The organism is Streptomyces sp. NPDC002232, from assembly GCF_042890295.1.
In the GTDB taxonomy this organism is placed as follows: domain Bacteria; phylum Actinomycetota; class Actinomycetes; order Streptomycetales; family Streptomycetaceae; genus Streptomyces.
Genome location: NZ_JBIARV010000002.1, coordinates 904,977 through 930,173, shown reverse-complemented (window position 1 = coordinate 930,173; position 25,197 = coordinate 904,977). Strand labels below are relative to the sequence as shown.

Below are 25,197 nucleotides of genomic sequence, written 5' to 3'. Positions count from 1 at the left end.
CCGCACATCAGGGGAGCCCGCATGTCAGCCGCACGCACCGCCCGTACCGTCGTCGCCGCCGCACTCGTCGCGGGCCTCACGGCCGGCGCCCTCGCCACCCCCGCCCTCGCGGCCGGCGCGGCGCCCGCGAAGCCGGGCCACGCCGCCACCCAGCGGGCGCTCGACGCGGCCGTCGCCGGCGGGGTCCCCGGCGCCGTCGCCCAGGCCCGGGACGGGCACGGCCGCTGGACCGGCACCGCCGGAGCGCGCGGCGGGGACGACCGCTACCGCGTCGGCTCCATCACCAAGACCTTCACCGCCACCGTTCTCCTCCAGCTCCAGGCGGAGGGCCGTATCGACCTCGACGACCCGGTCGAGAAGTGGCTCCCCGGAGTGGTCCGGGGTCACGGCCACGACGGCCGGAGGATCACCGTCCGCCAGCTCCTGAACCACACCAGTGGCATCTACGGCTACACCTCGGACCCCGGCTTCCAGGCGAAGGTCTTCGGCCCCGGCTTCCTGGAGCACCGCTACGACACCTGGACCCCGGCACAGCTCGTCGCCGTCGCCATGGGCCATGAACCCGACTTCGCGCCCGGCACCTCCTGGAACTACTCCAACACCAACTTCGTCCTCGCCGGCATGGTGATCGAGAAGGTCACCGGCCGCCCCTACGGCAAGGCCGTCGAGAACCGGATCATCAAGCCCCTCAAGCTCCGCGCCACCACCGTCCCCGGGACCCGCTCCGCCATGCCGAGGCCCAGCAGCCCGGCGTACTCCAAGCTCTCCGAGGACGTGAACGCCCCCGTCCACGACGTCTCCGCGCTCAACCCGAGCATCGCGGGCGCGGCGGGCGAGATCGTCTCCGACTCCCGGGACCTCCAGACCTTCTACCGCGCCCTGCTCCAGGGCCGGCTCCTGACCAAGGGCGCCCTGAAGGAGATGACCACCACCGTCCGGGTCTCCCCCGAGCGGCCCGACCTGGGCTACGGCCTCGGGCTCATGAAGGAGAGGCTGAGCTGCGGCGTGGTGGTCTGGGGCCACGGCGGCGGCATCCACGGCTCCTCCTCCCTCGCCCACGTGACCCGCGACGGCGGGCACTCCCTCGCCGGCAACTTCAACGCCGACTGGACCGGGGACACCCAGCAGGTCGTCGAGGCCGAGTTCTGCGGCACGACCGCCGCCCCGGCGAAGTAGCCCTCACCTCGGCAGGACGACGACGTACGCGGCGGGCTTCCGGTCCTGCGCGGCCATCAGCGCCGTACGGACCACGGTGGCCTGCTGGTCCATCGCCTCCCGCAGCTTGCGCGGGGTGAGGTGGACGACCGTGATGCCGAGCCGCTCCAGGTGCTCCCGCTTGCGGGTGTACTCGGTCCACAGCTCGTCGTCGTCCTGCCGGGGCGCCCGGGTGTCCAGCTCCACGGCCACCGCCTGCTCCGGCCAGTAGGCGTCCACCCCGCCCAGGTGCGGGCCGCCCGGCAGCCGCAGGTCCACGTTCCACACCGGCTCCGGCAGCGCGAACTCCCGCACCATGGCGTAGAGCCGCTCCTCGGACCGGGCGCGCCCCTCGGCGAGCAGCGCGTCCACCGCGTCCACCACGTGCGGCCGGGACAGCAGCCGGGCCCGGCTCAACTCCCGCACCACCGCGCCCGGTTCGCAGTGCCCGCCGCGCACCGCCTCGGTGAGCAGCCGGCGGACCGTCTCCGCGTCCGTGAGGCCCGAGACCGCGTCGACGACGGCGCGCGCGACCGGGGCGACGGGGACGCCCGTCAGCTCCACCGGCTCCGGCGCCCCGGACGCGCGCACCACCCGCACCCATCCCGTCGAGCGCAGCCGCCGGGTGCGCGGCACCAGCACGTCGATGCGCTCCAGGGACGTGAGCGGGGGAGCGGAGGAGAAGCGGTGCAGGGTGAGCGCGGCGAGCCCGGTGACCATCGCGTCGGGGCCCTGCGCGGGGACGCTCGTGGCCCTGCGGGCGTAGAGCAGCGCGGCCTTGAGCCGGTCCTCGCCGGTGGGCGGGCCGGGGTGGAGCAGGAAGACGCCGGGCAGCAGCTGCTGCCAGCCGCCGGGCCGGCACCGTGCGGCGACCTCGGTGGCGGGCAGTCCCTGGTCCCTCAACTGGTCGGCGGACGCGAGACGTTCCGTACGGCCGGGACGGTCGGTGAGGGAGGCGAGGGGGCGGGGGGTGATGGGGGTGTTGTGGTTCATGCCGGGGGTCTTCCGCTCCCGAAGGCTTCCCTAACCCCTGTTACACGCTCGTCGACAATTGGGGACAAGCTCGCCCTAAAGTACGCACGTTCGAGTGCCGATGGGGGTCGCGGTCGGCGACCCCCACCGGCGGGACCTCAGGCCGCCAGGCCGTCGCAGGCCTGCGCGCGCAGCGCCCGCGCCAGGTCGTCCCGCGCCTCCAGGACGAGACGGCGCAGCGCCGGGGCGGCGGCCTCGTGCTCCGACAGCCAGGCGTCCGCCGAGGCCAGCGTCGCCTCGTCGTCCTGGAGCCCCGGGAACAGGCCCCGCACCACGTCCATGCCGATCTGGATCGACCGCTCGCCCCACAGCCGCTCGATCGCCGCGAAGTACTTCTCCGCGTACGGCGCGATCAGCTCGCGCTGCGAGGGCTGGACGAAGCCCGCGATGGTCGCCTCGACCAGCGCGTTCGACAGGGTGTCCGACTCCACGACCTGGGCCCAGGCCTGCGCCTTGACCGCCGCCGAGGGCCGCGAGGCCAGCAGCCGGGTCTGGTGGCGCTTGCCCGTGGCCGTGTCGTCCCGGGCCAGCTCCTCGCCGATCCGGGCCTCGTCCGCGCGGCCGTGCGCGGCCAGCGGGGAGAGCAGCGCCCAGCGCAGCTCCTGGTCGACGTCGAGCCCGTCGATCTTCGCGGTGCCGTCCAGCAGCCCCTCCAGGAGCTGGAAGTCGGCGTCGGACGCGGCGGTCGCCGCGAAGAACCGCGCCCAGGTCAGCTGGTGCTCGCTGCCCGGCTCGGCCACCCGCAGCTCGCGCAGCCCGCCCTCGGCGAGCAGGCGCCCGCCCTCCTCGCGCCACGCGGGCGTCGCGTAGAGGGTGACGGCCGACCTCGTCCAGCCGTGCACCATCTGGAGGACGCCGATCTCGGTCTCGCGGCCCGCGAAGGCGAGCGCGACGGAGACGAAGTCCCGGGCGGGCATCAGCCCGTCACGGGTCAGGTTCCACAGCGCCGACCAGCACAGGGCGCGGGCCAGCGGGTCGGTGATGGAGCCGAGGTGCGCCCGCAGGGTCGCCAGGGACCCCTCGTCGAAGCGGATCTTGCAGTAGGTGAGGTCGTCGTCGTTGACGAGCACCAGGTCCGGCTTCTCGGCGCCCGCGAGCGCGTCGACGACGGTCCGGGCCCCGGTGATGTCGGCCTCGGCCCGCGCGTACCGCACGAGCTCCCCGCCCGTGACCCGGTAGAGGCCGACGGCCGCCCGGTGCGGACGCAGCTCGTCGCCCTCCTGGAGGACGGCGAGCTCGGTGATCCGGCCCTCGGCGTCGTAGGTGACGGCCGGGGTCAGGCTGTTGACGCCGGAGGTCTGGAGCCAGGACTTCGCCCAGGCCTTCATGTCCCGCCCGGAGGTCTCCTCCAGGATCGAGAGGAGGTCGGCCAGGCGCGTGTTCCCGTAGGCGTGGCGCTTGAAGTAGCGGCGCGCGCCCTCCAGGAACGCGTCCCGCCCGGCGTACGCGACGAGCTGCTTGAGCACCGAGGCGCCCTTGGCGTAGGTGATGCCGTCGAAGTTGAGCTTGGCGTCCTCCAGGTCACGGATGTCGGCCGTGATCGGGTGCGTGGACGGCAGCTGGTCGGCGCGGTACGCCCAGGACTTGCGGTTGTTGGCGAAGGTCACCCAGCTGTTGGTGAAGCGGGTGGCCTCGGCGTTCACGAAGGAGCCCATGAAGTCCGCGAAGGACTCCTTCAGCCACAGGTCGTCCCACCACACCATGGTGACCAGGTCGCCGAACCACATGTGCGCCATCTCGTGCAGGATGACGTTGGCGCGGCTCTCGTACGCGGCCTGGGTGACCTTGCCCCGGTAGATGTACTCCTCGCGGAAGGTCACCATGCCCGGGTTCTCCATCGCGCCGAGGTTGTACTCGGGGACGAAGGCCTGGTCGTACTTCCCGAAGGGGTACGGGTAGTCGAAGTTGTCGTGGAAGAAGTCGAAGCCCTGCTTGGTGATCAGGAAGACGTCGTCCGCGTCGAAGTGCTTCGCGAGCGACTTCCGGCACATCGCGCCGAGCGGGATCTCCAGGTCGCCGCGCGTGTAGCGGTCGGTGACGTAGTGGTACGGGCCGGCCACGACACAGGTGATGTACGTGGAGATCGGCGCGGTCTCCGCGAACCGCCACACGCCCTCGGCGTCCCGCTCACCCGCGCCGTTCGACCAGACCGTCCAGCCCTCCGGCGCGGTCACCGCGAAGCGGTACGGGGCCTTGAGGTCGGGCTGCTCGAAGGTGGCGTACACCCGGCGGGCGTCGGCCGGCTCGTACTGCGTGTAGAGGTAGACCTCGCCGTCCTCCGGGTCGACGAAGCGGTGCATGCCCTCGCCGGTCCGGCTGTAGGCACACCGGGCGTCCACCACGAGCGTGTTCTCGTCGGCGAGCCCGTCGAGGGCGATCCGCGCGCCGTCGAAGACGACCGCCGGGTCGAGGGACCGGCCGTTCAGCGTGACCGAGGTCACCGAGGGCGCGATCAGGTCGACGAACGTGCTGGTGCCCTCGCCGGTGCGGCGGAACCGGATCGTGGTCTCGGAGCGGAAGGTGCGCACCGCCTCGTCCGAGTCGCCGACCGCCGACCGGAGGTCGAGGACGACCTCGTACCCGTCGACGGACAGCAGCGCGGCCCGCTCGTGGGCCTCGTCGCGGGACAGATTCTCACCGGGCACGGTCACTCCTTCGTGGCGCGTTCGAAACAGCACCGATCCTCCCATGTGCGGCTGTCACCCCGGACACGGGAATGCGCGCGCGCCGGAGCGGGTTCCCTTCTTTCGGTACACCGCCTACTTCTTCCCGCGGCCCCACCGAGGAGTGACATGTCCGAGAGCAGGACCACCGCAGACTTCTACTTCGACCCGCTGTGCCCGTGGGCCTGGATGACCTCCCGCTGGATGCTGGAGGTGGAGCAGGTCCGCCCGGTGGACGTGCGCTGGAAGGTCATGAGCCTGGCGGTGCTCAACGAGAACCGGCTCGACGAGCTCCCCGCCGAGTACCGCGAGATGCTGGAGACCCAGGCCTGGGGCCCGGTCCGCGTGGTGATCGCCGCCCAGCAGCTGCACGGCGACGAGGTCGTCGGCAAGCTCTACACGGCGCTCGGCACCCGCTTCCACAACAACGGCGAGGGCCCGACCCGCGAGGCGATCACCGGCGCGCTGAAGGACGTCGGCCTGCCCGAGGAGCTGGCGGACTTCGCCGACGAGGACACGTACGACACCGAGCTGCGCGCCTCCCACGCCGAGGGCATAGGGAAGGTCGGCCAGGACGTCGGCACCCCGGTCATCGCGGTGCCGGGCCCGACGGGCGACGAGGTCGCCTTCTTCGGCCCCGTCGTCACCCCGACCCCGCGCGGCGAGGCGGCCGCCCGGCTGTGGGACGGCACGCTGCTGGTGGCGTCGACGCCCGGCTTCTACGAGATCAAGCGCACGCGGACGGCGGCGCCCAGCTTCGAGTAGTCCCGGCCGCAGACACAGAAGAACCCCCGTGATTCACGTCATCACGGGGGTTCTTCCTTGTTCCGTCCGCAAGTGAAGGTTGAGAAGACGATCACGAGCAGGACGACGGGGGAGCCTCTCGGCTCGGCTCAGAAGGAGATCAGCGGGACGCTGGCCTTGGCGGCCTGGTAGCGCTTGTTCACGTCCTGCCAGTTGACGACCTGCCACATGGCGTCGATGAAGTCGACCTTCTGGTTCTTGTACTGAAGGTAGAAGGCGTGCTCCCAGGCGTCGAAGACGAGGACCGGGACGGAGCCCTGGCCGACGTTGCCCTGGTGGTCGTAGACCTGCTCGACGATGAGCCGGCCGCTGATCGGCTCGTACGCGAGCACGCCCCAGCCGGAGCCCTGGGTGGTCGCGGAGGCCTTGGTCAGCTGGGCCTTGAACTTCGCGAAGGAGCCGAAGGACTCGGTGATCGCGTCCGCGAGCTCACCGATGCCGTCGGCGGCCAGCGGCTCGCCGCCGCCGCCGTCCTTCGGGCTGTTCATGTTGTTCCAGTAGATGGAGTGGAGGATGTGGCCGGAGAGGTGGAACGCGAGGTTCTTCTCCAGGCCGTTGATCGCACCCCACTGGTCCTTGTCGCGCGCCTCTTCCAGCTGCTCAAGGGTGTCGTTCGCGCCCTTGACGTAGGCGGCGTGGTGCTTGTCGTGGTGCAGCTCGATGATCTGCGGATTGATCACCGGCTCCAGCGCCGCGTAGTCGTACGGCAGCTCCGGGAGCGTGTAGATCGCCATGTGACCGAGCCCTTCGATGGCTTATTGCAACCTTTATGCAGGTGCAGGCTAACAGTAGGTGAGAGCCGTTGTTGATCAGCCCTTCGTCCTAGGTCTCGTATTCCCGGCATGGCGAAACCCCCGAACCGGGCGGTGGTTCGGGGGTTTCGGGGAGCGCGGGGGAGGGCTCAGGAAGTGCGGCCCGATGCCGCCTTCTGGCGTACGAAGCCGACGACGGCGAGCACCAGGGTCAGGCCGCCCGTCCAGTACAGCTGCACGCGGGTGCCCTCCTCGCGGGCCATCAGGACGAAGATCGCCGCCATGCCGGCCAGCGCCACCCAGGTCAGCACCGGGAAGGCCCACATCCGCACGACCAGCTTCTCGGGCGCCTCGCGCTCGGTGCGGCGGCGCAGCACCAGCTGGGAGGCGGCGATGAAGAACCAGACGACCAGGATGATCGCGCCGATGGTGTTGAGCAGCCAGATGAAGGCCTTGTCGGGCGACCAGTAGCTCAGCAGCACGCAGCCGAAGCCGACCACCGAGGAGACGAGCACGGCCGGGCGGGGCACCCCGCCGTAGAGCCGGCCCAGCGCCTTCGGTCCCTGGCCGCGCGCGACCAGCGAGCCGGCCATCCGGGAGGCGCCGTAGATGTTGGCGTTCATCGCCGAGAGCAGGGCGATCAGGACGACCACGTTCATGATCTGGCCGGCCGCCGGGATGCCCAGGTGGTCGAGGGCCGCGACGTACGGGCCCTTCTCGACGACCGCCTTGTCGTCCCACGGGACGAGGGTGACGATGACGGCCATGGAGCCGATGTAGAAGAGCGCGATCCGCCACATCGCCGTACGGACGGCCTTGGCGACGCCCTGCACGGGGTGCTCCGACTCGGCCGCCGCGATGGTGACCGTCTCGAGGCCGCCGTACGCGAAGACGGAGGCCAGCAGGCCCACGATCAGGCCCTCGGAGCCGTGCGGGAAGAAGCCGCCGTCACCGGTCAGGTTGGCCGTCCCGGGGGCGTCCGTGCCGGGCAGGACGCCGACGATCGCGAGGACGCCGATGCCCAGGAAGAGCACGATCGCGCCGACCTTGAGCGCCGCGAACCAGAACTCGAACTCGCCGAAGTTCTTCACCGCCGCCAGGTTGGTGACGCAGAAGACCACCATGAACAGCGCGACCCAGGCCCACTCGGGGCTGCCGGGGAACCAGCCGGTCATGATCTTCGCGGCGCCGATGCCCTCCAGGCCGACGGCCACGCAGAGCAGGAACCAGAAGGCCCAGCCGGAGGTGAAGCCCGCCCACGAGCCGAAGGCGCGCTCGGCGTGGACGGAGAAGGAGCCGGAGGCGGGGTTCGCGGCCGACATCTCGCCGAGCATCCGCATCACCAGCATCACGAGGATGCCGGATATCGCGTAGGCGATCACGATCGAGGGCCCGGCGGCGGCGATGCCGGCGCCGGAGCCGACGAAGAGCCCGGCGCCGATGACGCCACCGAGGGCGATCATCGAGAGGTGGCGCTGCTTCAGGCCGTGCGAGAGGCCCTCTGCGGGTGCGGTCGCGCCGTCCTTGCGGTCGTCCGGCGCGGGCGCGGTGGTCCGAGACATGGGCGAACCCTGTTCACTAGCTGAGACGGGGAGGGGAGCCCACAGTCTGGGCGGGCGCACCGCTCAGAGGGAACCGGAGTCCGCTATACGGGCACCACCTTCACACAAGGTGAAGGTTCAGTTCCGCTTCGTCGACGGAGCGCGCAGTTCCCGCACCCACGCCACCAGCAGCACCGCCCCCGTCGCCCCCGCCGACCAGAGCACCTGGGGCCGCGCCCCGTCGTCGAGGAGCATCAGGACGAGCACCGCGCCCATCGCCGCCAGCGCCACCCAGGTCAGCCACGGAAAGCCCCACATCCGCAGCGTCAGCGTCTCCGGCGCCTCCCGCTCGATCCGCCGCCGCAGCCGCAGCTGCGAGACCGCGATCAGCGCCCAGACGAACAGCAGCACCGCCCCGACCGCGTTCAGCATGTAGAGGAAGACGGAATCCGGCCACTTCAGATTGAGCAGGACGGAGACGAAGCCGAACGCCACCGAGGCGAGCACCGCCCGGCGCGGCACCCCGCCGCCGGTGATCCGCAGCAGCCCCTTCGGCGCCTCGCCGCGCTCCGCCAGCGAGAACACCATCCGGGACGAGCCGTACAGGTTCGCGTTCAGCGCCGACAGCAGCGCCACGAACACCACCACGTTCATGATCTGACCCGCCCCCGGCACCCCGATCGCGTCCAGGACCGCCACGTACGGCGACTCGCCCGGCTCCAGCGAGGTCCAGGGCAGCAGGGTCACGATGACCAGCATCGAGCCCACGTAGAAGAGGAGGATCCGCCAGACCGCGCTGCGCACCGCCCGCGCCACGTTCCGCGCCGGGTCGTCGGACTCGGCCGCCGCGATCGTGACGACCTCCAGGCCGCCGAAGGCGAAGACCACGGCGAGCACGCCCGAGACCACCCCCGACCAGCCGTTCGGCAGGAAGCCGCCCTGCCCGGTCAGGTTCGCCGTGCCCACCGGGTCCGTGTCGGGCAGCCACCCCACGATCGCGAGCGCGCCGAGGACGAGGAAGAGGACGATCGCGCCGACCTTGAGCGCGGCGAACCAGAACTCGAACTCGCCGAAGTTCTTCACCGCCGCCAGGTTGGCCAGGGTGAACACGACCATGAAGACCAGCACCCAGCCCCACTGCGGCACCCCCGGCACCCAGCCGTGCGCGATCCGCGCCGCGCCCGTCGCCTCCACGGCGAGGACCACGACGAGCAGGAACCAGTACAGCCAGCCCACCGAGAAGCCCGCCCAGCGGCCGAGCGCCCGCTCCGCGTGGACCGAGAAGGCGCCCGACGCGGGCATCGCCGCCGCCATCTCGCCGAGCATCCGCATGATCAGCATCGCGAGCGCGCCGGCGATCAGGTACGAGACCACGATCCCGGGCCCGGCGACGGCGATTCCGGCGCCCGAGCCGACGAAGAGACCGGCGCCGATCACCCCGCCGAGCCCCAGCATCGTCAGGTGACGCTGCTTCAGACCGTGGGAGAGGGGCTCCGGTTCAGGAGCGAGAGGATCGTGCATGTGGGGGCTCGTGCTCTCTGACGTTCATGGACGGTTTATGGAGACTCCACAGTCTCTCCAGTGAACGGCCCCGGGCGCAAAAAGGACCTGCCTGCGCGAGTTGCCAGTGACAAGCGTCACGTGGCGCGAGGTGTGATCGACGAGGTTTGTTCACTCTCCATAAACCGCTCGACCGTCGCTTTGTCGGCGGCTGACGGTGATCGGGCGCTCACTCCTGGCATAGCGTCGACCTGTCCCTCCCACCCTCACCCCCGCGGAGTACCGATGAGCACCGCCGCCGCCCCCGCCCGCACCCTCCGGGCCGGCACCGTCCTCGCCGACCTCGTCCCGGCGAGCCGCGCCCGCGACATCGCCCTCGTCGTCGGCGGCGCCGCCCTCACCGGCCTCGCCGCGCAGCTCTCGGTGCCGGTCCCCGGATCCCCGGTCCCGGTCTCCGGCCAGACCTTCGCCGCCCTCCTCGTCGGCACGGCGCTCGGCGCCCGGCGCGGCTTCCTCGCCCTCGCCCTGTACGCGGTGGCGGGCATGGCGGGCGTCCCGTGGTTCGCCGAGGGCTCCTCCGGCTACGCCATGCCGACCTTCGGCTACATCCTCGGCATGCTCCTCGCCTCGACCGTCGTCGGCGCCCTCGCCCGCCGCGGCGCCGACCGCTCGGTGCTCCGCACCGCGGGCGCCATGGTGCTCGGCTCCGCGCTCGTCTACGCGGTCGGCGTGCCCTACCTGGCCCTCGCCACCGGCATGACCCTCGGCCAGGCCGTGGCCGTCGGCCTCACCCCGTTCCTCATCGGCGACGCCCTCAAGGCCGCGCTCGCCATGGGCGCCCTGCCGGCCACCTGGAAGCTCGTGGGCCGCAAGGGCTGAGCCCCGGGCCGTACGCGAAGGGCCCCGCCGCTCCCAGGAGGAGCGGCGGGGCCCTTTCACGTACGGGCGTGCGACGGGGGTCAGACGCGCTCGGCGGACTTCCCGACCCGCTGCCGGACCAGGGAGATCGCGATCACCAGCGCGGCCACCAGCAGGGACAGCACGACCTGGTCGCGGTTGCCGCCGCCGTCGTAGACCATGTAGCCGAGCACGCCGACGATCATGACGATGGTCGCCCACGTCAGGTACGGGAAGAGCCACATCCGCACGACCAGCTTCTCCGGCGACTCGCGCAGGATGATGCCGCGCATGCGCAGCTGGGTCACGCAGATGACCAGCCAGACGAAGAGCGCGACGGCGCCGGAGGAGTTCAGCAGGAAGGCGAAGACGGTGTCCGGCCACTTGTAGTTGAAGAAGACCGCGACGAAGCCGAAGACGACCGAACCGAGGATCGCGGCCGTCGGCACGCCCCGCTTGTTGACCTTGGCGAAGGCCTTCGGCGCGTCGCCGCGCTGCCCCAGCGAGAAGGCCATGCGGGAGGCCGTGTAGAGGCCCGAGTTCAGGCAGGACAGGACGGCCGTCAGGACGATCACGTTCATGATCTGGCCGGCGTGCGCGATGCCGATGGAGTCGAGGGCGGCGACGTACGAGCCCTTCTCGACGATCGACTTGTCGTTCCACGGCAGCAGCGTCAGGACGACGAAGATCGAGCCCAGGTAGAAGACGCCGATCCGCCAGATCACGCTGTTGGTGGCCTTGGTGACCGCCTTCTGCGGGTTCTCGGACTCACCGGCGGCGAGCGTGACGATCTCGCTGCCCATGAAGGAGAAGACGACCATCAGCACACCGGTGAGGACCGCGCCCGCGCCCATCGGGAAGAAGCCGCCGCTGTCGGTGAGGTGCGCGAATCCGGCGCCCGGGTTGTCCGAGCCGGGGAGCACGCCGAAGACCGCGAGCAGGCCGATGACGACGAAGGCGCCGATGGCGACGACCTTGATGCCGGCGAACCAGAACTCGAACTCGCCGTAGGAGGCCACGGAGCCCAGGTTCGTCGCGGTCAGCACCACCATCACGATGAGCGCCCAGCCCCACTGCGGCACGGCCGGGACCCAGCTCTCCAGGATCTTGGCGCCCGCGGTCGCCTCGACGGCGAGGACGACGACCCAGAAGAACCAGTACAGCCAGCCGATGCTGAAGCCGGCCCAGCGGCCCAGGGCCTGGTCCGCGTAGGCGGAGAAGGAGCCGGAGGACGGTCGGGCGGCGGCCATCTCGCCGAGCATCCGCATGACGAAGACGACCATGGCGCCGACGAGTGCGTACGAGAGGAGAATCGCGGGGCCGGCCGCGGCGATGCCGGAGCCGGAGCCGACGAAGAGGCCGGCGCCGATGACGCCGCCGATCGCGATCATCGACAGGTGGCGGTTCTTGAGCCCGGCCTTGAGGCCGTCGGAGGACTGCGCGGGACCGGTGGTGCCGGTCTCCTGGCCGTCCTTCGTCAGGGTCGGTTGCGTGTTCATCGACGCTTCCTTGTGTGTGGGGGCTGCTCGGGTCGCGAGCCCGAGCATTGAACCCTGTGGACGGGGTTGATCGGAACCCCTCATTCCGGATTGTTGTACGGCGCCCCTGCCAGAGTCGAAGGTCCGTACCAGACCGGGTGAAGGTCCCGACCCCGATGCCTGCTACCCGGGCCCCGACGTGCCACACTCGGCACCATGCGCGTCTACATCGGTTCCGACCACGCCGGCTACGAACTCAAGAACCACCTCGTCGAGTGGCTCACGGCACACGGCCACGAGCCCGTCGACTGCGGTCCCCACATCTACGACGCCCTCGACGACTACCCGCCGTTCTGCCTGCGCGCCGCCGAGCGGACGGCCGCCGACGCGGACAGCCTGGGCATCGTCATCGGCGGCTCCGGCAACGGCGAGCAGATCGCCGCGAACAAGGTGAGGGGAGTGCGCGCCGCCCTCGCCTGGAGCGAGCAGACCGCCGCCCTCGGCCGCGAGCACAACAACGCCAACGTGATCTCCGTCGGCGGCCGGATGCACACCCAGGAGGAGGCGACCAAGTTCGTCGAGATCTTCCTGAGCACGCCGTACTCCGGTGACGAGCGTCACACCCGCCGCATCGACATGCTCACCGCGTACGAGACCACCGGCGAGCTCCCCCCGATCCCGGCGCACCACCCGCAGGAGCCGACCGCCTGATGCCCGAGGGGCACACCATCCACCGGCTGGCCGCCGACCACCGCGAGCGGTTCGGCGGCCGCCCCGTGCGCGTCTCCAGCCCCCAGGGCAAGTTCTCCGACTCGGCGGCCCTGCTCGACGGCACCGTCCTGGAGACCGCCGAGGCCCACGGGAAGCACCTCTTCCTCGCCTTCGAGGACCGCGAGTGGATCCACATCCACCTGGGCCTCTTCGGCAAGGTGAACTTCGGCGACGCCCCCGCCCCGCCGCCCACCGACACCGTCCGGCTCCGGATCGCCGACCCCGAGGGGTACGTCGACCTGCGCGGGCCCACCACCTGCTCCCTCGTCACGGACGCCGAGAAGCAGGCGATACACGACCGGCTCGGCCCCGACCCGCTCCGCCCCGGCGACGACCCGGACCGGGCCTGGCACCGGATCTCCAGGTCCCGCACCACGATCGCCGCCCTCCTCATGGACCAGAAGATCGTCGCGGGCGTCGGCAACGTCTACCGCGCCGAGGTCCTCTTCCGGCACGGCATCGACCCCTACCGCGCGGGCCGGGACCTCACGGCGGGGGAGTGGACCCTGATCTGGGACGACCTCGCCGTGCTCATGCGCGAGGGCGTCCGCCTCAACCGCATCGACACGGTCCGCCCCGAGCACACCCCCGAGGCCATGGGCCGCCCGCCCCGCGTCGACGACCACGGCGGCGAGGTCTACGTCTACCGCCGCGCGAACCAGCCGTGCCACCTCTGCGGCGACGAGATCCGCACCGCCGAGCTCGCCGCCCGCAACCTCTTCTGGTGCCCGGGCTGCCAGACCCGCTGACCCGGGGCGCACCCGACCCGGACTCGTTGCGACGGCCGGGCGCGCCCGAGGGGACTGCGTACGGCTGGAACGAGTGCGGCAGCCAGGGCGCGCCCGAGGTGACCCCGTACGGCTGGAACCCTTGCGACGGCCGGGCGCGCCCGCACGCCCTTCGTCCGGCTAGAACCCGTGCGGCAGCCAGGGCGCGACCGGGGACCCGAAGGCCACGGAGGCCTCGGTCAGTGCCCCGTCCCGCAGCTCCCGCACCCGCCCCGCCGAGGCCAGCGACACCAGCGAGGTCCCGCCCAGGTACGCGGCGCCCAGCTCCCGCACGGACAGCGCGAGATCCGCGGCGTCGGACGTCCGGACACACACCGCGCCCTTCGCGTCCCCCGTCAGCCGCCACCGCCCCTCGTTCCACGGACAGAACGCGTCCTCGATCTCGAACACCACGTCCACCGGCGCCTGGTACGTCCGCGCCTCCAGGGCCGGACCCACCTCCACCAGCCGCACGTGCAGCGCGTCCCGCACCGTCGGCTCGCACCGCCGCACGTCGCTCACCAGGTGCTGCCAGGCGTCGTCCACCGGCCGGCTGCGGAACCGCACCGTCGAGGCCAGGTCCACCGAGCAGAGGAACCGCCACAGCGCCCCCTCCGCCGCCGGGTCGAGCCCCATCAACTGGTGCACGTGCACGGTCCCTTCGGCCCCCGCGTACGACCAGTCCGGCTTGATCGCGTAGTGCGCGAAGCCCACGACCTCCCCGTCCCGCTCCGCCAGCACGCACTGCCGCGGCGAGGCGCCCTCCCGGTCGGCCGGCGGATCGATCAGCGGCAGCCGCTCCCACCCCGGCCGCCGCGCGAGCATCCCCGGCCGGCCCGGCACCAGCCGCGCGTACACCGCCTCGCACACCGCGGAGGACTCCGTCGGGTCCGCCCGGCGCAGCGCGACCCGGTCCGTACCCTCCGGCACCGCCAGCCGCACCCGGTTCGTGTCGATCACCGCGTGCACCGCGTACGCGGCGACGCCGTACCCGAACCGCCCGTAGATCGCCGGCTCCGAGGCCGTCAGCACGGCCAGGAACTCGCCCGCCGCCCGCAGGTCGTCCAGCTGCCGCCGCATCATCGCGGTCAGGATCCCGCGCCGCCGGTGCGTCCCCGCCACGCTCACCATCGTCACCCCGCCCGCCGGGACCGACGCCCCGCCCGGCACCGTCAGCCGGAAGTCGAACGCCCCCGCCGTACCCACGCACACGTCACCGTCCCAGACGCCCAGGGACCGGTCGAACTCGGTCAGATCCCGCCAGAGCCGCTGCTCCTCCGGCGCCTCCGCCACCCCGCCGAAGGCGAGCTCCAGCACCCCGTACCAGCGGTCCCACTCCGACGGGTCGAGAACCCGCAGTTCAGTCGTCATATGCCATCGATATCAGCGGCGCCCGCCCGGGGCGACCCGATTTCGCGCACATTGTCACCGGGGTACCCCTGCACGATGTCCGGCGAGATGGATAGGGTCCAGGCCAATGGGACAGCGCGCCGGTGTGCACACGTACGCGGCCCGGACACGCAGGCGCGTGCGCCGGGCCCGCGTCGTGCTGCGCCGATCCGCCGTCGACTACTTCCGCGGCGACGGCGCCGACTGGCTCGCCTTCGCGGGACTCCTCCTGATGATCCCCGCCATCGCCTGCGGGACCCTCCTCGACCCCGTCTGGTGCGCGCCCGCCGTGCTGGTCCTGCCGATCGTGGCCGGCGGCCTGCTGCTGCGCCCCGCCAGCCTCCTCGGGCTGTACGCGGCGGCCGCGGGCGCCCTCATCGTGGAGTCCGTCGTCCTCGGCCCCTACACCCAGGGCCCGGCCAGGGTCACCCCCGGCACCGTCCTGGTCGTCGCCGCCTGCGGGCTCTTCGGCCTGCTCATCGCCCAGTTCCGCGCCCGGGTCGGCGTGCCCTGGCGGCGTGGCGGCACCATGCTCTTCGACCTCCGCGAACGCATCCGCGTCCAGAGCGCCCTGCCCCGGCTCCCACAGGGCTGGCACCGCGAGATGGCCCTGCGCCCGGCCGGCGGACAGTCCTTCTCGGGCGACTTCGTCGTCGCCGCCCGCACCCACGGCGGACGGACCCTGGAGGTCGTCCTCACCGACGTCTCCGGCAAGGGCATGGACGCGGCCTCCCGCTCCCTGCTGCTCTCCGGCGCGTTCGGCGGGCTCCTCGGCTCGCTCCCGCCGCACGGCTTCCTCCCGGCGGCCAACGGCTATCTCCTCCGGCAGAACTGGGACGAGGGCTTCGCCACCTCCATCCACCTCGTCCTCGACCTGGAGTCCGGCGACTACGAGCTCTTCTCGGCCGGCCACCTCCCCGCCCTCCAGCTCCACGCGGGCAGCGGACGCTGGGAGGAGAAGGCCGCCGAGGGCCCCCTCCTGGGCGTCTACGACGGCGCCGAGTTCCACCCGGTCAAGGGCTCCCTGCGCCCCGGCGACGTCCTCATGCTCTTCACCGACGGTCTCGTCGAGGCCGCCGACCGGGACATCGCCGAGGGCATCGACCGCCTCACCGGCGAGGCCGACCGCTGCGTCGCCGCCGGCTTCGAGGGCACCGCCTGGCACCTGATCGAGGCCGTCGCCAAGGACGTCAACGACGACCGGGCCCTGCTGCTCCTCTCGCGCCCCGCCTGACCGGACCGCCCCGGCCCGAGGTGATCTTCTCCACGACGATTCGTCACCCGGCAGCGAGGGCAGGGGGGTTGATGGCACGATGGAGGCAGCGGGGGGTGTTCCGAGACAGGGCTCCCTGGTGGGCAAGGCGGGACCGACCGAGGGTGTGATCAGTTGTGGCCATTTCACTGTCTGTGGTGTTGCTGTTGGCAATCATCCTGGTGGTGCTGATCCGAGGGGGGAACCTCAAGGGCGGCCCGGCCGTGGTCGCGGTCCTCTTCGGCTTCTTCCTCGCCTCCACCGGCATGGCCGACGACATCCAGCGCTTCCTGGACTCGATAACGCAGACGGTGGCGTCCATCAAGTTCTGAGCGGGACGTCGAGTGCTGGGCGGGAAACGCGTCAGGGCCGGTCCGGAGAGGGATTCTCCGGACCGGCCCCGACGTCGTGGAGCGGGTGACGGGAATCGAACCCGCGTAGCTAGTTTGGAAGACTAGTGCTCTACCATTGAGCTACACCCGCACAGCGTCGCGCCGCAGGTCACGAGGACCGCGGCACGAGGAGCATGGTAGCCGGTCGGGGGCCCTTCGCGCACACCCGGAAAACAGGGGGCGCCGCACAGTCTCCGTCCATGTACCCTACGTGTCGCACCGACGGGGTGTGGCGCAGCTTGGTAGCGCGTCCGCTTTGGGAGCGGAAGGCCGTGGGTTCAAATCCCGCCACCCCGACCATGACGATCACGCGCCCACCTCGCGCGTTCTTGATCACGTTGTGGGCGTCATCCCGCTTGCGGTTACTATGCAAGCTGCGTGCCCGTGTGTCTTTCTGACCGGGCCGAGCCACCGGAACCGCCACACGCGGCGCCGGTGGATTCCAGGAATCAGCCACAAGGAGACCGAACCGTGAAGAGCGCCGTGGAGACCCTGAACCCGACCCGGGTTCGGCTCACTGTCGAGGTGCCCTTCGAGGAGCTCAAGGACAGCCTCGACGCGGCGTACAAGAAGATCAACCAGCAGGTCACGGTCAAGGGCTTCCGTAAGGGCAAGATCCCGGCTCGCGTGATCGACCAGCGGTTCGGCCGCGGCGCCGTGCTGGAAGAGGCCGTCAACGACGCGCTCCCGAAGTTCTACACCGAGGCCGTCAACGAGGCCGACGTCAACCCGCTCGGCCAGCCCGAGGTCGACATCACCGAGCTGAAGGACGGCGAGCTGCTGGCCTTCACCGCCGAGGTCGACATCCGCCCGGCCCTCGAGATCCCGGACTACTCCGGCATCGAGGTCACCGTCGACGCGGTCGAGGTCACCGACGAGGACGTCGAGAAGTCCGTGGAGCAGCTCCGCGAGCGCTTCGCCTCGACCTCCCCGGTCGAGCGCGCCGCCCAGGACGGCGACGTCGTCACCCTCGACCTGGAGGCCAAGGTCGACGGCGAGGTGCTGCCCGACGGTGTCGCCAGCGACGTCTCGTACACCATCGGTTCCGGCGAGCTCCTCGACGGCATCGACGAGGCCGTCAAGGGCCTGGAGGCCGGTGGCGAGGCCACCTTCACCTCGCAGCTGAAGGGCGGCTCCGCCGAGGGCAAGGACGCGGAGGTCACCGTCAAGGTCACCACCGTCGCCGCCCGTGAGCTCCCCGAGCTCGACGACGAGTTCGCGCAGCTGGCCTCGGAGTTCGACACCCTCGACGAGCTCAAGGCCGACAGCCGCAAGCGCCTCGAGAACATGAAGCAGTTCGACCAGGCCACCCAGGCCCAGGAGCGCGTCCTCGACGAGCTCCTCAAGCTGGTCGAGGTCCCGATGCCCGAGAAGCTTCTCGAGGACGAGATCAACACCCGCAAGCACAACCTGGAGCACCACCAGCTCGGCCAGATGGGCCTCGACCTCGAGAAGTACCTGGAGATCCAGGGCAAGACCGAGGACGAGTTCCTGGCCGAGACCAAGGAGCAGGCCGAGAAGGGCATCAAGACGCAGTTCATCCTCGATGAGCTCGTCAACAAGGAGAAGCTCGACGTCTCCCGCGAGGAGCTCACCGAGCACCTGTTCCGCCGTGCCGCCTCCTCCGGCATGAGCCCCGACCAGTTCGCCCAGGCCGTCGCCCAGCAGGGCCAGGTCCCGATGCTCGTCGGCGAGGTCGCCCGCGGCAAGGCCCTCGCGGTCGTCGTCGAGGCCGCCACGGTCAAGGACACCAACGGCGAGGTCGTCGACCTCTCCGACGACGAGGACGAGGCCACCGAGGCCACCGAGGCCGTCGCCGGCGAGTCCGAGGTCTCCGAGGACAAGTAAGGGCACCCGCCCCGGCGGACCCCGCTCCACGGGCCCGTACGCACTGCTGTGCGTACGGGCCCGTGGACGTACCGGGGGCGGCTTACACGCCCCCAACTACCTTGCGCTCCCAGCGAACAGTTCGGGAACCGGGATGGCGTTGTCCGACCTGCGCGTTAGGGTCCATGAATACGAGGGCACTGCCCTCTGAACAAGACGCTGAGACGGCTTGGCGCCGTCGGAGACGAGCAGGTGGATACGTGACGAATCTGAAGCCTTACGCCGCGGGTGAGCCGTCCATCGGTGGCGGCCTCGGCGACCATGTCTACAACCGGCTGCTCGGCGAGCGCATCATCTTCCTCGGCCAGCAGGTCGACGACGACATCGCCAACAAGATCACCGCGCAGATGCTCCTCCTGGCCGCGGAGCCGGAGAAGGACATCTTCCTGTACATCAACAGCCCCGGCGGCTCGGTGACGGCCGGCATGGCGGTCTACGACACCATGCAGTTCATCCCGAACGACGTCGTCACCATCGGTATGGGCATGGCGGCCTCCATGGGCCAGTTCCTGCTCACCGCCGGCACCCCCGGCAAGCGCTTCGCGCTGCCGAACACCGACATCCTGATGCACCAGGGCTCCGCCGGCATCGGCGGCACCGCCTCCGACATCAAGATCCAGGCCGAGTACCTCCTGCGCACGAAGAAGCGCATGGCCGAGATCACCGCGCACCACTCCGGCCAGACCGTCGAGGCGATCATCCGCGACGGCGACCGCGACCGCTGGTTCACCGCGGACGAGGCCAAGACCTACGGCCTCATCGACGACATCATCACGCACGCCGCGGGTGTTCCGGGCGGCGGCGGCACGGGCGCCTGAGCGCCGGCAGCCCCCCGAAGAGCCCCAGCCCCCCGCCGAACGCCACCAGGACGGTGAACCGCCAGATGCACAACAACCTCTCTCCGAGCGGCCTCTACACGGGCGCGCCGATGGACAACCGCTACGTCGTGCCGCGCTTCGTGGAGCGCACCTCGCAGGGCGTGCGCGAGTACGACCCGTACGCGAAGCTCTTCGAGGAGCGCGTGATCTTCCTCGGCGTGCAGATCGACGACGCCTCCGCCAACGACGTCATGGCGCAGCTGCTGTGCCTGGAGTCGATGGACCCGGACCGCGACATCTCCATCTACATCAACAGCCCGGGCGGCTCCTTCACCGCCCTCACGGCCATCTACGACACGATGCAGTTCGTGAAGCCGGACATCCAGACGGTCTGCATGGGCCAGGCGGCCTCCGCCGCGGCCGTGCTGCTCGCCGCCGGCACCCCCGGCAAGCGGATGGCCCTGCCGAACGCCCGCGTGCTGATCCACCAGCCCTCCGGCGGCACCGGCCGTGAGCAGCTCTCCGACCTGGAGATCGCGGCCAACGAGATCCTGCGCATGCGCAGCCAGCTGGAGGAGATGCTGGCGAAGCACTCCTCGACGCCGATCGAGAAGATCCGCGACGACATCGAGCGCGACAAGATCCTGACGGCCGAGGACGCCCTGGCGTACGGGCTCGTCGACCAGATCGTCTCGACCCGTAAGAGCACGGCCTCCGCCGAGCGCTGACGTCCGACCTTCCCCTGGCACGGCCCGTGTGGCCGAATCGCGACCATGCGAACCGTGCCAAGGGGGGCCCGAACGGGGGGCCCGGCAAGGTACCGTCGAATATGAGGCACAGGAGTCGCTGAACCAGGCGCTCCCAGGCGAAGGGGAAGCACCTCGTGGCACGCATCGGTGATGGCGGCGACCTGCTCAAGTGCTCGTTCTGCGGAAAGAGCCAGAAGCAGGTGAAGAAGCTCATCGCGGGACCCGGTGTGTACATCTGCGACGAGTGCATCGACCTCTGCAACGAGATCATCGAGGAAGAACTCGCGGAGACGAGCGAGGTGCGGTGGGAGGAACTCCCCAAGCCCCGCGAGATCTACGAGTTCCTCGAGGGGTACGTCGTCGGGCAGGAGCCCGCGAAGAAGGCCCTCTCGGTCGCGGTGTACAACCACTACAAGCGCGTCCAGGCCGGCGAGAACGGCGGCGCGCAGGGCCGTGACGACGCCATCGAACTGGCGAAGTCCAACATTCTGCTGCTCGGCCCCACGGGCTCCGGGAAGACGCTGCTCGCGCAGACCCTGGCCCGCATGCTCAACGTCCCGTTCGCCATCGCCGACGCGACGGCGCTGACGGAGGCCGGCTATGTCGGCGAGGACGTCGAGAACATCCTGCTCAAGCTGATCCAGGCGGCCGACTACGACGTCAAGAAGGCCGAGACGGGGATCATCTACATCGACGAGATCGACAAGGTCGCCCGTAAGAGCGAAAACCCGTCGATCACGCGCGACGTGAGCGGCGAGGGCGTGCAGCAGGCCCTCCTGAAGATCCTGGAAGGCACCACGGCCTCCGTCCCGCCCCAGGGCGGGCGGAAGCACCCGCACCAGGAGTTCATCCAGATCGACACGACGAACGTGCTCTTCATCGTGGGCGGCGCCTTCGCCGGCCTGGAGAAGATCATCGAGTCGCGGGCGGGCGCCAAGGGCATCGGCTTCGGGGCGACCATCCGCTCCAAGCGCGAGATCGAGGCGAGCGACCAGTTCCAGGAGGTCATGCCGGAGGACCTGGTGAAGTTCGGGATGATCCCCGAGTTCATCGGCCGTCTCCCCGTCCTGACCTCCGTCCACAACCTGGACCGCGAGGCGCTCCTCCAGATCCTGGTCGAGCCGCGCAACGCGCTGGTGAAGCAGTACCAGCGCCTCTTCGAACTCGACGGTGTGGAGCTGGACTTCGACCGCCCGGCCCTGGAGGCCATCGCCGACCAGGCGATCCTCCGCGGCACCGGCGCGCGCGGCCTGCGCGCCATCATGGAGGAGGTCCTCCAGTCGGTCATGTACGAGGTCCCGTCCCGCAAGGACGTGGCCCGCGTGGTCATCACGGCCGACGTCGTCCGCAACAACGTCAACCCGACGCTGGTCCCGCGGATCGTGAAGAACGACGGCAGGCACGAGAAGTCGGCCTGAGCCGTGACGCGGTGATGCCCGGCCGGTTCGAGGAACCGGCCGGGCATCACCATGTCCGCCCGAGCGGGGTCACGCCTTGCTGCGGGACGCCTTGTAGTGCTGGGCCGTCAGGTCGGCCACCTGGTCCAGGGTGAAGCCCTGGCCGCCGGTCAGCATCGTCGACGGGTCGAGCGCGTTGACGACGCCCACGGTGCTGTAGTCGGCCCAGATGCACGTGGGCACCGTGAACGACTTCGGGCCCGGGGTCGTCGTCTCCTTGGTGCTCTCGAGCATGACGTTCTGGCACTTCATCAGCGCGCCCTCGAACCCGGAGGGCGTCTTGCTCTCCGGGTTGCCGACCAGCGTCACCTTGAGGTCCTGGGACTTGCCGCCCTGGCTCTTGCCGTAGTTCGCGAACGCGGCGTCGATCGCCTTCTCGGGATCGGAGACCTCGCCCCACATCCCGTTCAGGCTCATGTTCTTGCCCTTGAGGGGGTCGGTCGAGCCACCGGACTTGTACGAGGCCTGGGCCTGCTTCGCGTTCTTGATCCCCATGGCGGCGGCGGCGACCTTCTGCTCGTCGCTCAGCTCGCCGCTCTTGTCGGTGCCCTCCTTCTTGTACTCACCGATCGTGGCCGCCGGGGTGATCTTGTACCCCTTGGTGTCGTCGGCGACGGCGCCGTTCCCGCCGCCCCCGCCGATCACGAAGTACGCGCCCACGCCGATCGCCGCGACCACCGCGACCGCGGCGATGATCCAGCCGGCCTTGGACTTCTTCGGGGCCGGCGGGTGGGGGACGTAGCCGCCGGGGCCCTGCGGGGCGCCGTACTGCGGCTGCTGGCCGTACGGGCCGGGCTGCTGGGGCTGCTGCGGGTAGCCGTAGGGGGGCTGCTGCGGCGGAACGCCCTGCGGGGCCTGCTGGGGGTATCCGTAGCCGGGCTGCGGAGCCTGCGGCTGACCGTACGGCCCCGGCTGCTGCGGCTGCTGGCCGTACGGGCCCGGCTGGCCGTAGGGACCGGGCTGCTGGCCGCCGTACGGGCCCGGCTGGTTGTAGCTCATCGACAGGTTCCCCTCACAGGATGTTTATGCCTACCGAACATCCTGGCGGAACCGCGGCCGGGGCAGTGCGGCGGGGGCCACACCGTTACCGAACCAAAGCGTTTCGGGACAGTGGCGGGACACCCCTAAACTGGCCCCGTGACCGAGAACACTCAGCAGCAGACAGCGCCCACCACCGAACTGCCGACGACGTACGCGCCGGCCGAGGTAGAGGGGCCGCTGTACGAGCGCTGGGTAGAGCGCGGGTACTTCGAGGCGGACGCGAAGAGCGAGAAGCCGCCGTACACCATCGTCATCCCGCCGCCGAACGTCACGGGCGCCCTTCACCTGGGCCACGCCTTCCAGGTGACGCTCATGGACGCGCTGACCCGTCGCAAGCGCATGCAGGGCTTCGAGACGCTCTGGCTCCCCGGCATGGACCACGCCGGCATCGCGACCCAGAACAAGGTCGAGCAGCAGCTCGCCGAGGAGGGCAAGTCCCGCCACGACCTGGGCCGTGACGAGTTCGTCGAGCGCGTCTGGCAGTGGAAGGACGAGTACGGCGGCCGGATCCTCGGCCAGCTGCGCCGTCTCGGCGCCGGTCTCGACTGGTCGCGCGAGCGCTTCACCATGGACGAGGGCCTCTCCAAGGCCGTCCAGAAGATCTTCAAGGACCTCTACGAGGACGAGCTGATCTACCGCGCCGAGCGCATCATCAACTGGTGCCCGCGCTGTCTGACGGCGATCTCCGACATCGAGGTCGAGTACCAGGACGACGCCGGCGAGCTCGTCTCCATCCGGTACGGCGAGGGCGACGACTCCCTGGTCGTCGCGACGACCCGCGCCGAGACGATGCTCGGTGACACCGCCGTCGCCGTCCACCCCGACGACGAGCGGTACCGGCACCTGGTCGGCAAGCAGATCAAGCTGCCGCTGACCGACCGTACGATCCCGGTCGTCGCCGACACCCACGTCGACCCCGAGTTCGGCACGGGCGCCGTCAAGGTGACCCCTGCGCACGACCCGAACGACTTCGAGATCGGCCGCCGCCACGAGCTGCCCTCGCTCACCGTCATGGACGAGCACGGCGTCATCACGGTCCACGGCCCCTTCCTCGGCCTTGACCGCTTCGAGGCCCGCTCGGCGATCGTCGGCGCGCTCAAGGAGCAGGGCCGGATCGTCGCCGAGAAGCGCCCGTACATGCACTCGGTGGGCCACTGCTCGCGCTGCAAGACGACCGTCGAGCCGCGTCTGTCGATGCAGTGGTGGGTCAAGGTCGGCCCCCTCGCACAGGCCGCCGGCGACGCCGTCCGTGACGGCTCCGTCGAGATCCACCCGAAGGAGCTCTCCAAGCGCTACTTCGACTGGGTCGACAACATGCACGACTGGTGCATCTCGCGCCAGCTGTGGTGGGGCCACCGCATCCCGATCTGGTACGGCCCCGAGGGCCAGGTCGTCTGCGTCGGACCCGACGAGCAGCCGCCCGGTACCGAGGCGGAGGGCTGGACGCAGGACCCCGACGTCCTGGACACATGGTTTTCCTCCGGCCTGTGGCCGTTCTCCACGCTCGGCTGGCCGGAGAAGACCCCGGACCTGGCGAAGTTCTACTCGACCGACGTCCTGCTCACCGGCCACGACATCATCTTCTTCTGGGTCGCCCGGATGATGATGTTCGGCCTGTACGCGATGGACGGCGAGGTCCCGTTCAAGACCGTCGCCCTGACCGGTCTCGTCCGCGACGAGTTCGGCAAGAAGATGTCGAAGTCCAACCCGAACGCGGTGGACCCGCTGGACTGGATGAACGCGTACGGCTCCGACGCCGTCCGCTTCACCCTGGCCAACGGTGCCAACCCGGGCGCCGACGTCCCGATCGGCGAGGACTGGGTCAAGGCCTCCCGGAACTTCGCCAACAAGATCTGGAACGCCACCCGCTTCGCGCTGATGAACGGCGCCACGATCGAGGGCCCGCTGCCGGACGCCTCCGCGATGTCGGCGACCGACCGCTGGATCCTGTCCCGCCTCAACGAGACGGTCGCGCAGGTCGACGCGTACTACGAGGACTACCAGTTCGCCAAGCTGAGCGAGTCGCTCTACCACTTCGCGTGGGACGAGGTCTTCGCCTGGTACGTCGAGCTGTCGAAGACCACGTTCTTCGCGGGCGGCGAGGGCGCCAAGGTCTCCGGCCGGGTCCTCGGCGAGGTCCTGGACGTCATGCTGCGGCTGCTCCACCCGATCGTCCCGTTCGTCACCGACACCCTGTGGACCACGCTCACCGGCGGCGAGTCCCTCGTCGTCGCCGACTGGCCGAAGGACTCCGGTTTCCGCGACGAGGCCGCCGAGAAGGAGATCGAGCTGGTCCAGCGGGTCGTCACCGAGGTCCGCCGCTTCCGCAAGGAGCAGGGTCTCCAGGACGCGCAGAAGGTGCCCGCGCGCCTGACGCTCGACGGCACTCCGCTCGTCGCGCACGAGTCCGCCATCCGTCAGATCCTGCGCCTCCAGCCGGAGGGCGAGGGCTTCGCGGCCACCGCCACCCTGCCGGTCGCCGGTGCCACCGTCGCGCTCGACCTGTCGGGCACGATCGACGTCGAGGCCGAGCGCAAGCGCCTCGCGAAGGACCTCGCGGCGGCGGAGAAGGAGAAGGCGCAGGCCGAGGCGAAGCTCGGGAACGAGGCCTTCCTGGCCAAGGCCCCGGACAACGTCGTGGACAAGATCAAGGGCCGCCTCGCCAAGGCGGACGAGGACATCGCCCGCATCCAGTCCCAGCTGGCGGCCCTGCCGCAGGCCTAGGACGCGCGAGGAAGGGGCCCGGAGACCGGTACAGGGTCTCCGGGCCCCTTCCCGTGTCCCCGGGGACACGCCCCCGGTGCGCCCGCCTC

Annotated in this window: 20 protein-coding genes and 2 tRNA genes; 13 read left to right on the top strand and 9 right to left on the bottom strand. The window is 70.5% G+C overall.

The window, feature by feature from the left end:
- Positions 1-21 precede the first annotated feature (21 nt).
- On the top strand, positions 22-1,176 hold the full coding sequence (locus tag ACFYXU_RS10985; RefSeq protein WP_376508095.1) for a serine hydrolase domain-containing protein: 1,155 nt from the start codon (positions 22-24) through the stop codon (positions 1,174-1,176).
- A gap of 3 nt (positions 1,177-1,179) precedes the next feature.
- Here ACFYXU_RS10985 and ACFYXU_RS10980 read toward each other — a convergent pair whose 3' ends face one another.
- A complete protein-coding gene (locus tag ACFYXU_RS10980) occupies positions 1,180-2,187 on the bottom strand; it encodes a hypothetical protein (RefSeq protein ID WP_389457364.1) in 1,008 nt (335 codons plus the stop codon).
- 137 nt (positions 2,188-2,324) lie between these two features.
- Positions 2,325-4,871 carry an aminopeptidase N gene (gene pepN, locus ACFYXU_RS10975; protein WP_376508093.1) on the bottom strand — a complete coding sequence of 849 codons (2,547 nt, stop codon included), beginning with the start codon at positions 4,869-4,871 and terminating at the stop codon, positions 2,325-2,327.
- A gap of 147 nt (positions 4,872-5,018) precedes the next feature.
- Here pepN and ACFYXU_RS10970 point away from each other — a divergent pair, with 147 nt between their 5' ends.
- On the top strand, positions 5,019-5,654 hold the full coding sequence (locus tag ACFYXU_RS10970; RefSeq protein WP_361393565.1) for a DsbA family protein: 636 nt from the start codon (positions 5,019-5,021) through the stop codon (positions 5,652-5,654).
- A 128-nt stretch (positions 5,655-5,782) separates the two neighbouring features.
- On the opposite strand, the gene ACFYXU_RS10965 is transcribed toward ACFYXU_RS10970, so the two are convergent.
- The 3 genes from ACFYXU_RS10965 to ACFYXU_RS10955 all read right to left on the bottom strand — a co-directional run bounded on the left by ACFYXU_RS10965 (position 5,783) and on the right by ACFYXU_RS10955 (position 9,507).
- Complete coding sequence (locus ACFYXU_RS10965) at positions 5,783-6,427, bottom strand: superoxide dismutase (protein WP_329855138.1); 645 nt, start codon at positions 6,425-6,427, stop codon at positions 5,783-5,785.
- A 167-nt stretch (positions 6,428-6,594) separates the two neighbouring features.
- Positions 6,595-8,007, bottom strand: a complete 1,413-nt coding sequence (locus tag ACFYXU_RS10960) for an amino acid permease (protein WP_389407198.1) — start codon at positions 8,005-8,007, stop codon at positions 6,595-6,597.
- Between the two features lie 117 nt (positions 8,008-8,124).
- Entirely contained in the window at positions 8,125-9,507 is a 1,383-nt protein-coding gene (locus ACFYXU_RS10955) for an amino acid permease (protein ID WP_376508091.1), read from the bottom strand.
- Between the two features lie 264 nt (positions 9,508-9,771).
- On the opposite strand from ACFYXU_RS10955, the gene ACFYXU_RS10950 reads away from it, so the two are divergent.
- Entirely contained in the window at positions 9,772-10,365 is a 594-nt protein-coding gene (locus ACFYXU_RS10950; protein WP_329855141.1) for a biotin transporter BioY, read from the top strand.
- A gap of 80 nt (positions 10,366-10,445) precedes the next feature.
- On the opposite strand, the gene ACFYXU_RS10945 is transcribed toward ACFYXU_RS10950, so the two are convergent.
- A complete protein-coding gene (locus ACFYXU_RS10945) occupies positions 10,446-11,882 on the bottom strand; it encodes an amino acid permease (RefSeq protein ID WP_376508090.1) in 1,437 nt (478 codons plus the stop codon).
- 195 nt (positions 11,883-12,077) lie between these two features.
- Between ACFYXU_RS10945 and ACFYXU_RS10940 the strand changes: the two genes are divergently transcribed.
- Both ACFYXU_RS10940 and ACFYXU_RS10935 read left to right on the top strand, forming a co-directional pair.
- Positions 12,078-12,572 (top strand): ribose-5-phosphate isomerase, encoded by a 495-nt coding sequence (locus ACFYXU_RS10940; RefSeq protein ID WP_329855143.1) that lies wholly within the window; start codon positions 12,078-12,080, stop codon positions 12,570-12,572.
- Positions 12,572-13,381, top strand: a complete 810-nt coding sequence (locus tag ACFYXU_RS10935; protein WP_361393570.1) for a DNA-formamidopyrimidine glycosylase family protein — start codon at positions 12,572-12,574, stop codon at positions 13,379-13,381. Before ACFYXU_RS10940 ends, ACFYXU_RS10935 begins: the two co-directional genes overlap by 1 nt.
- 159 nt (positions 13,382-13,540) lie before the next feature.
- On the opposite strand, the gene ACFYXU_RS10930 is transcribed toward ACFYXU_RS10935, so the two are convergent.
- Entirely contained in the window at positions 13,541-14,770 is a 1,230-nt protein-coding gene (locus tag ACFYXU_RS10930; RefSeq protein WP_389457361.1) for a GNAT family N-acetyltransferase, read from the bottom strand.
- Between the two features lie 106 nt (positions 14,771-14,876).
- Between ACFYXU_RS10930 and ACFYXU_RS10925 the strand changes: the two genes are divergently transcribed.
- Both ACFYXU_RS10925 and ACFYXU_RS10920 read left to right on the top strand, forming a co-directional pair.
- Positions 14,877-16,022, top strand: a complete 1,146-nt coding sequence (locus ACFYXU_RS10925; protein WP_376508087.1) for a PP2C family protein-serine/threonine phosphatase — start codon at positions 14,877-14,879, stop codon at positions 16,020-16,022.
- Positions 16,023-16,177: 155 nt separating this feature from the next.
- The gene (locus tag ACFYXU_RS10920; protein WP_015033610.1) at positions 16,178-16,372 is read left to right on the top strand and encodes a hypothetical protein; all 195 of its coding nucleotides are present in this window, start codon (positions 16,178-16,180) and stop codon (positions 16,370-16,372) included.
- Positions 16,373-16,449: 77 nt separating this feature from the next.
- Here the strand turns inward: ACFYXU_RS10920 and ACFYXU_RS10915 are convergent.
- Positions 16,450-16,523 (bottom strand) — tRNA-Gly (locus ACFYXU_RS10915).
- 132 nt (positions 16,524-16,655) lie between these two features.
- Here ACFYXU_RS10915 and ACFYXU_RS10910 point away from each other — a divergent pair.
- The 5 genes from ACFYXU_RS10910 (at position 16,656) to clpX (ending at position 21,304) form a co-directional block, all read left to right on the top strand.
- Positions 16,656-16,732, top strand: a tRNA-Pro gene (locus ACFYXU_RS10910).
- Between the two features lie 171 nt (positions 16,733-16,903).
- Positions 16,904-18,280 (top strand): trigger factor, encoded by a 1,377-nt coding sequence (tig, locus tag ACFYXU_RS10905; protein WP_389407201.1) that lies wholly within the window; start codon positions 16,904-16,906, stop codon positions 18,278-18,280.
- 239 nt (positions 18,281-18,519) lie between these two features.
- Entirely contained in the window at positions 18,520-19,137 is a 618-nt protein-coding gene (locus tag ACFYXU_RS10900) for an ATP-dependent Clp protease proteolytic subunit (protein ID WP_361393574.1), read from the top strand.
- Positions 19,138-19,202: 65 nt separating this feature from the next.
- Positions 19,203-19,865 (top strand): ATP-dependent Clp protease proteolytic subunit, encoded by a 663-nt coding sequence (locus ACFYXU_RS10895; protein WP_329855150.1) that lies wholly within the window; start codon positions 19,203-19,205, stop codon positions 19,863-19,865.
- Between the two features lie 155 nt (positions 19,866-20,020).
- Positions 20,021-21,304 carry an ATP-dependent Clp protease ATP-binding subunit ClpX gene (gene clpX / locus ACFYXU_RS10890; protein WP_015033605.1) on the top strand — a complete coding sequence of 428 codons (1,284 nt, stop codon included), beginning with the start codon at positions 20,021-20,023 and terminating at the stop codon, positions 21,302-21,304.
- Between the two features lie 69 nt (positions 21,305-21,373).
- Here clpX and ACFYXU_RS10885 read toward each other — a convergent pair whose 3' ends face one another.
- Entirely contained in the window at positions 21,374-22,342 is a 969-nt protein-coding gene (locus tag ACFYXU_RS10885) for a hypothetical protein (protein WP_389457358.1), read from the bottom strand.
- A gap of 138 nt (positions 22,343-22,480) precedes the next feature.
- On the opposite strand from ACFYXU_RS10885, the gene ACFYXU_RS10880 reads away from it, so the two are divergent.
- Positions 22,481-25,108, top strand: a complete 2,628-nt coding sequence (locus tag ACFYXU_RS10880) for a valine--tRNA ligase (RefSeq protein ID WP_389407203.1) — start codon at positions 22,481-22,483, stop codon at positions 25,106-25,108.
- The last annotated feature ends 89 nt before the right edge of the window (positions 25,109-25,197 follow it).

What these genes read in the sequence shown, in the direction of transcription:
- ACFYXU_RS10885 (WP_389457358.1), bottom strand. Translation starts at nt 22,342, where the DNA reads ATGAGCTACAACCAGCCGGGCCCGTACGGCGGCCAGCAGCCCGGTCCC.
- ACFYXU_RS10955 (WP_376508091.1), bottom strand. Translation starts at nt 9,507, where the DNA reads ATGCACGATCCTCTCGCTCCTGAACCGGAGCCCCTCTCCCACGGTCTG.
- ACFYXU_RS10985 (WP_376508095.1), top strand. Translation starts at nt 22, where the DNA reads ATGTCAGCCGCACGCACCGCCCGTACCGTCGTCGCCGCCGCACTCGTC.
- ACFYXU_RS10940 (WP_329855143.1), top strand. Translation starts at nt 12,078, where the DNA reads ATGCGCGTCTACATCGGTTCCGACCACGCCGGCTACGAACTCAAGAAC.
- ACFYXU_RS10980 (WP_389457364.1), bottom strand. Translation starts at nt 2,187, where the DNA reads ATGAACCACAACACCCCCATCACCCCCCGCCCCCTCGCCTCCCTCACC.
- ACFYXU_RS10960 (WP_389407198.1), bottom strand. Translation starts at nt 8,007, where the DNA reads ATGTCTCGGACCACCGCGCCCGCGCCGGACGACCGCAAGGACGGCGCG.
- ACFYXU_RS10935 (WP_361393570.1), top strand. Translation starts at nt 12,572, where the DNA reads ATGCCCGAGGGGCACACCATCCACCGGCTGGCCGCCGACCACCGCGAG.
- ACFYXU_RS10930 (WP_389457361.1), bottom strand. Translation starts at nt 14,770, where the DNA reads ATGACGACTGAACTGCGGGTTCTCGACCCGTCGGAGTGGGACCGCTGG.
- ACFYXU_RS10945 (WP_376508090.1), bottom strand. Translation starts at nt 11,882, where the DNA reads ATGAACACGCAACCGACCCTGACGAAGGACGGCCAGGAGACCGGCACC.
- ACFYXU_RS10970 (WP_361393565.1), top strand. Translation starts at nt 5,019, where the DNA reads ATGTCCGAGAGCAGGACCACCGCAGACTTCTACTTCGACCCGCTGTGC.
- ACFYXU_RS10950 (WP_329855141.1), top strand. Translation starts at nt 9,772, where the DNA reads ATGAGCACCGCCGCCGCCCCCGCCCGCACCCTCCGGGCCGGCACCGTC.
- ACFYXU_RS10925 (WP_376508087.1), top strand. Translation starts at nt 14,877, where the DNA reads ATGGGACAGCGCGCCGGTGTGCACACGTACGCGGCCCGGACACGCAGG.
- ACFYXU_RS10965 (WP_329855138.1), bottom strand. Translation starts at nt 6,427, where the DNA reads ATGGCGATCTACACGCTCCCGGAGCTGCCGTACGACTACGCGGCGCTG.
- ACFYXU_RS10895 (WP_329855150.1), top strand. Translation starts at nt 19,203, where the DNA reads ATGCACAACAACCTCTCTCCGAGCGGCCTCTACACGGGCGCGCCGATG.